A 6,626-nucleotide genomic window follows, 5' to 3' on the forward strand; every position below is an offset into this window, starting at 1 on the left:
AGCGAATCTTTCGCCTGTGAACTACGAGCGGCAATACTTTTCTGAGGCAACAAACTGTCTATGAAAGCCTGGCCGATTCAAGTACATATTAGCTTATCTTGTGGATTTTTTTCTATTCTTGAATTTTTTTTGCCTTCATTTTCTGAAGATCGATAATATTCATTCAACGAGTTAACTATAGAATGTCCTATTGCTTCAGCTAAGTTTACTGGAACAGCATTTCCAATTTGAGCATATTGAGATGTTAAGGAACCTGTGAATTCCCAATTATCGGGGAAAGTCTGGATCCTGGCATATTCTCGTACAGTAAACGGCCTGGTTTCTTCTGGATGACAACGCTCTGTTTGTTTCTGTGCCGGAGCGCATGTTAGGGTCAGACAGGGTTCATCCCAGGAAATTCTTCTTGCCATCCCTGTTTTACCACCAGAAAGATGAAAAGATCCTTTCATATATGATTTTTGTAAATCAATTGGCAAATCTCTCCAATAGCCACCGGGAGGGATCAATTCCATGATCTTTTTTTTGCTTTCAGGGTATGTTTGACCTGCAGACTCTGGGACGTCTGAGTCATATAAACGTCCTTTTTTAAGTGCGTCTTTGACTGTGAAAACCTCATTGTGTGGTGTAGGCCATTCAAAATTTACATTTAAATCTTTTCTGATTCCAACAATAAAAACTCGTTCTCTTTTTTGAGGTACACGGTGGAAGATAGCTTTTAACACTTTTGGTTGAATAACATCGTACCCTAACTCATCCAAAATTGAGACCATACCCGCAATGGTTTTTCCATTGTCATGAGCTAATAGACCTCGAACATTCTCTCCTACGCAAATTAAAGGTTTTACTTCTTTGACTGCTCTGGCAAATTCAAAAAAAAGGGTTCCTCGAGCATCCTCAAAACCTAGTCTTTTACCTGCATATGAAAAAGCTTGGCATGGAAATCCACCAGTAAGTACATCAATTTTTCCTTCAAAGGGTGAAAAATCGATTTTTGCTACGTCACCTTCAATGACATTCCAATTTGGCCGATTTATTTTTAATGTTTGGCAGGCGTCTTTATTAATTTCAGAAAGAAGTTGGCAATGCAATCCAGCATTTTCTAAACCAAGGGCAAGACCACCTGCCCCAGCAAATAGTTCTATTGAAGTAAAATTTTTCATTGGGCGTTCATTTTTTTGGGGACTAGGTTCTTTGAATAGAAATCCAATTTTTTCGAATTTTGCTAAGTCCTCAGCTTTGTAGACACGATAGTTATTTATTGGATGACGTATAGAAGTTAATTTTTTGGATTTGTCCCAACGACGGAGAGTTTCTTTAGAAACAGATAAAATGTCAGCAACTTCTGCAAGTGTATAAAAAGGTTTCATTTAATAACCGTGTTTAAGGTTGTGTGCATGGTTACTGATGATACCTGAAATAATTTTTTTTCGCACTATTTTTTACCAAAAGGCCGTACAGTGACCCAACCTATGCACGTGATGCCCCGAGAGGAGCAAGAAAGAATTTTGGCAATATTTTCAGAGTGGTTTAAAAATAATGTGGTTGTTAATCATATTGCTAATACTGAAAAGTTAAAAAATCCTAATGAATTTAATATAAATCCTTTTTTAACTCCATATTTGGCAGGTTTTTTATATGATGAATTGACGCCAGAATCAGTTGCAAGGGTATTAATTTATCCGAGAGTTTTAGGAACATCCATAACTACCTCTTTCGGTACTTTAATGCAAAGATTTATATCAGATGTTTTAAAGGAGGTTTATGGTTCAACTACACGTGGAATTGATATTGAGTTTATAGATGCAGTTGATGGAAGGAAAAAGTACTGTCAAGTCAAAGCAGGACCTCAAACGATCAATAAAGACGATGTAGTTACAGTTCATAACCATTTTAGAGATGCTAGGAACCTAGGAAAAACAAATAATTTGCCGGTTCAACAGCATGATTTAGTTGTAGGCATTTTATACGGTGAAGAACATGAATTAAATGCTCATTATAAAAAACTGAGGGATACGCATGATTATCCAATTTATATAGGTAAAGAGTTTTGGTATCACTTAACAGGAAATAAAGATTTTTATCATGAAATATATGTGACTATTAGCAATGTTGGAGCAGGTGTAAAGGGCGAGCAACTGATCAATACTGTTGTGGAAGCTTTAGTTGAGACTGATGTAATTAAAGAAATTGTTGGATAATTTGTACTAGCTCAAACATGATCTGACAGTTACCCGGAGCCTGTAATTAAAACTGTGTAAACCGTCTATCATTACACCCATACAGGGAAAAGGATAGATCACATGGATAAAAAGAAACTGGAAGCGTTTGCCCGGGAAGCGGCCAAAGGCTTGAAGACCGAAAAAGACCTGAATGAATTCAGCCAGATGCTGACCAAGATTACGGTAGAGGTCGCCCTGAATGCCGAGCTTGACGAGCATCTGGGCTACGAGCGGCATCAGGCTTCAGAGAACATCAACAGCCGTAATGGTTACACAGCCAAGACAGAAGATGGCCAATTTGAGTTGAACACCCCCCGAGACCGTGACGGCAGCTTTGAGCCCAGGCTGGTTAAAAAAGGCCAGACACGTTTTACCTCGATGGATGACAAGATCCTGAGTCTGTACGCCAAAGGCATGACGACCCGTGAAATTGTGGCCACCTTCAAGGAAATGTACGGTGCCGACATCTCACCCACCCTGATCTCCAAAGTCACCGAAGCGGTGATCGACAAGGTGGATGAGTGGCAATCACGCCCGCTGGAATCGGTTTACCCGATCGTCTACCTGGACTGCATTGTGGTCAAGATCCGACAGGACAAGCAGGTCATCAACAAAGCCATTTATCTGGCGCTGGGCGTCAATCTGGAAGGCCATAAGGAACTGCTGGGCATGTGGCTGTCTGAAAACGAGGGCGCCAAGTTCTGGCTGGGTGTGTTGACGGAGTTGCAAAACCGTGGCGTCAAGGACATCCTTATTGCCTGCGTAGATGGACTCAAAGGCTTCCCAGATGCGATCAGTGCAGCGTATCCGCAGACCCAAATCCAGCTGTGCATTGTCCATATGGTCCGCAACGCGATGAAGTACGTGCCCTACAAGGACTACAAGGCGGTTGCTGCCGGGCTCAAGCGTATTTACCAGTCTGTCACCGAGCAGGAAGCCTTGCGGGAACTGGAGCTGTTTGCCCAGCAATGGGATGACAAATATCCGCAGATCAGCCGCAGCTGGCGTGCCCACTGGCCGAATCTGAACACTCTGTTTCGCTATCCGGAGGACATTCGAAAAGCCATTTACACCACCAATGCCATCGAATCCCTAAACAGCGTCATTCGCAAGGCCATCAGCAAGCGTAAACTATTCCCGACAGATGATTCAGCCAGAAAGGTGGTTTACCTTGCTATCATGGATGCGTCCAAAAAATGGACCATGCCCATTCGCAACTGGAAGCTTGCACTGAATCGGTTTATCATTGAGTTCGAGGATCGCATCAGCGATTATGTATAACCCAGGCGGTTACACAGAATTATTTACACCCTCGTTACCCGTTTTTTATCCAGTGCCTGTCAGATTAGATTTGGCTCATATTTTTTGAGTCCCAAACCGCCTTACCATCCAGCAAAGTTTGCATTGGCGTTCTGCCGCAGCACATCTTGCCTTGATGAGTCCGTTCATTGTTATAAAATTCCAGCCATTCGTCCAGATCTTTTTGCAAAGACTCCAGATTGCTGTAAAGCTTTTTCCTAAAAGTAATTTGGTAGAATTCCTGAAGAATGGTTTTGTGGAAGCGTTCACAAATGCCATTGGTCTGCGGCGACATGGCTTTGGTTTTGCTATGGTCAATATCATTGACTGCCAGATACAACTGATAATCATGCTGATCAACCCGGCCGCAGAACTCCGTACCGCGATCAGTCAGAATACGTAATACCGGCAAGTCTTGCTCTTTATAAAACGGCAATACCCGGTCATTGAGCAAATCCGCTGCTGTAATCGGGGTCTTGGTCGTATACAGCTTGCAATGGGCAATCTTTGAGTAAGTATCTACATAGGTTTGCTGGTAGATGCGGCCAACACCTTTAAGATTACCCACATAAAAAGTGTCTTGTGAACCCAGGTAACCAGGGTGATGGGTTTCAATTTCACCGCAGGCTTCATCATCCTGTTGCTTGCGTTCCAGGGCCGCAACCTGGTTATCAGTCAGGATAATGCCGTCGCGAGCAACTCGCTCTTCCAGTGCTTTTAATCGTTTTTTAAAGTTCTCCAGATCGTTTCTAAGCCAAACTGAACGCACTCCGCTGCCTGAAACAAACGTGCCTCGTTTTCTGAGTTCATTGCTGACACGTTGTTGACCGTAAGCAGGAAATTCAATAGCCATCTGTATCACCGCCTGTTCTATGACCTCATCAACACGGTTCTTTACATTCGCCACTCGTTTGCTTTTATTGATCAGGGCGTCTACGCCGCCTTCGCTGACTAGCTCCTGATAACGATAAAATGTGTCTCTGGAAACACCCATTACCTTGCAAGCTCGGGACACGTTATGCAATTCTTCTGCCAGATTTAATAAACCGGCTTTATGTTTAATAATAGGATTGGTAGTATGTAGCATGAGAGTTACCTTTTTTGTTTGGATAAAGATTCGACACCTATATTCAAACGGGTAACTCTCCTTTTTTCAAGAAATTTGTCAGATCAAATCGAAACTAGTTCAGATAATTGCAGCTTATTAAAAATAAGAGTTTCCTTTGATCTGTCTAGACGTCGTATTCTTAGCTTCGATGGTATCTAAAATTAACGACATTGCCAGCCTGGGGCTGGCAGCGACTCCAAGGGCATTGTGGCCCTTAAAGTCGCATACATGACGCACCCCCTCCGGCGGTGTCAAAAGCGGCGTAAATACTGGCTTTTAAGCATTTTTAATAGTTTTTAGGTTCAACTACAAAATGTGCTTCAAACGTCCGGTAAACCATATAAATCACGGTTTTTTTGTGCCACATATGTGGCAGAACTCAACGTAGACGTTTGTGACAAAAGGCTATCAGATCAATGTAATAGCATGCACAGAGCTATTTTTGATCATATTAATAGCAAATTAAGAGCAATTAACTAGCCTATTTAGAGCAAAATAAATGCGATTTTTGCTAGATACTGTGTTTGAGGAGCCTGTAATTAAAACTGTGTAAACCGTCTATCATTACACCCGGTGTTTGTCAACCTAGTTGGAACGTGAATCATGCAGCCTCTAACGTTTTTTCCTGTTGAATGATCTCCATGTTTTTATCGGGATTAAGCCATACTTCTCCAATCGGTTGCCAGTTACGTGTCTGACCTGACCAGCGGGCGGGATTGGCACGTTGAGCCTGTTGGTACAATTCGTGCCGAGTCCTTAGGATGTCCTCATCCTGGCCTGCATGGCGCTGAGCCGGTGTGACATAGCGGATTTGGCTATGACGATGTTCTTCGTTATACCATCGCACAAACTGATGAACCCATTGCCGGGCATCTTCAATCTGGTTAAAGCCATTGGTTGGAAACCGTGGATGATATTTGCAGGTTCGGAATAGCGATTCTGAATACGCATTGTCATTGGATACGCGAGGGCGGCTATGCGAAGGCGTAATGCCTAAACTGTCCAGTTTGGCATACAGGGTGGAGCCTTTCATGGCAGAACCATTGTCCGCTGCTCAATCTGATTTAAACGTTCAGTTTCTAAAAATTCTTTTTGCTCAATCTTATCTTTATTTGAGGAAACCTCCTTTGGAATAAGAAAAGCTCCTGTCATATTTTCAGCTGTACCCAAAGCAATAAATCCATGCTTATCTGATAAGTGCTGAGCTAGAGCAAGTAAACTAGCTCCTTTATAAGAGCACCAGTTACATTTAAAAATCTTCGCTTTAAGATTTGGTTCAGCCCCCTTCTTCGCTATATTTTTTTCATTAAGAGCGGGAGACTGATAGACGGGTTCTTTTTTTTGACTTATAGATGTTTGCTGGAAACTTGCAAAAACGCCCTCACTTAACGCAACTTCCTTACTCACATACGCTTTTATATCAACGATAGTCCAACTATTAAATGGCGGATCATAAAAAAGGATAGATACTAAAAAAGTATCTGGCTGATCTGTATTTTTATAGCGCACTATATCTGCCATAACTGGCTTATGTGACAAAAAATAGAGCTGATGGGAAGTACCATCATGCTTACCTTTTATTGAATAAAGCGTTTTATCGGCTTGACTACTAGTAATAGATACTGCGGACAAGGATCCCCACCCATTCTTATGCCATAAGATGCCCTCATTGCTTTCTTTCAGTACCCCGTGATAAGTGCAGGGATGCTTGGGCCATGGAGGACCGAGCTCATCAAAAAAAATTCTTCCCCCATAGGGAGACTCATAAAAATAAACAGCATCTCCGCACACAGGACAAAAGGCATTGGGATTCGTATAACCACCAGCAACAGACTCTACTGTAGCCTCTTGATACCCTAGATCGCGTTTTGCTGTCTTATTAAAAAGCCAACTCCCTCTATTAGTAGACCCATGCCAAACTGAATCGGCCAGGCTTTCATAGACAGTTTGTTGCCTCAGAAAAGTATTGCCGCTCGTAGTTCACAGGCGAAAGATTCGCT

General features: G+C 42.3%; 5 protein-coding genes and 1 pseudogene. 2 read left to right on the forward strand and 4 right to left on the reverse strand.

The window, feature by feature from the left end; all coding sequences use genetic code 11:
* Window positions 1-77: 77 nt before the first annotated feature.
* Window positions 78-1,367 carry a DNA (cytosine-5-)-methyltransferase gene (gene dcm, locus HCX92_RS14710; RefSeq protein WP_169295716.1) on the reverse strand — a complete coding sequence of 430 codons (1,290 nt, stop codon included), beginning with the start codon at window positions 1,365-1,367 and terminating at the stop codon, window positions 78-80.
* Between the two features lie 90 nt (window positions 1,368-1,457).
* On the opposite strand from dcm, the gene HCX92_RS14715 reads away from it, so the two are divergent.
* Both HCX92_RS14715 and HCX92_RS14720 read left to right on the forward strand, forming a co-directional pair.
* Window positions 1,458-2,198, forward strand: a complete 741-nt coding sequence (locus HCX92_RS14715) for a PmeII family type II restriction endonuclease (protein ID WP_371808432.1) — start codon at window positions 1,458-1,460, stop codon at window positions 2,196-2,198.
* A 102-nt stretch (window positions 2,199-2,300) separates the two neighbouring features.
* Entirely contained in the window at window positions 2,301-3,500 is a 1,200-nt protein-coding gene (locus HCX92_RS14720; RefSeq protein WP_169295717.1) for an IS256 family transposase, read from the forward strand.
* A 64-nt stretch (window positions 3,501-3,564) separates the two neighbouring features.
* On the opposite strand, the gene HCX92_RS14725 is transcribed toward HCX92_RS14720, so the two are convergent.
* The 3 genes and pseudogenes from HCX92_RS14725 to HCX92_RS14735 all read right to left on the reverse strand — a co-directional run bounded on the left by HCX92_RS14725 (window position 3,565) and on the right by HCX92_RS14735 (window position 6,258).
* Entirely contained in the window at window positions 3,565-4,605 is a 1,041-nt protein-coding gene (locus HCX92_RS14725; RefSeq protein ID WP_169295718.1) for an IS481 family transposase, read from the reverse strand.
* 622 nt (window positions 4,606-5,227) lie between these two features.
* Window positions 5,228-5,677 (reverse strand): annotated as a pseudogene (locus tag HCX92_RS14730) (transposase); the annotation flags it as partial.
* Window positions 5,656-6,258 (reverse strand): hypothetical protein, encoded by a 603-nt coding sequence (locus tag HCX92_RS14735; RefSeq protein WP_169295720.1) that lies wholly within the window; start codon window positions 6,256-6,258, stop codon window positions 5,656-5,658. The gene HCX92_RS14735 and the pseudogene HCX92_RS14730, both read right to left, overlap by 22 nt.
* Between the last annotated feature and the right edge of the window lie 368 nt (window positions 6,259-6,626).

This window comes from Advenella sp. EE-W14, assembly GCF_012923605.1.
GTDB lineage: Bacteria > Pseudomonadota > Gammaproteobacteria > Burkholderiales > Burkholderiaceae_B > Advenella > Advenella alkanexedens.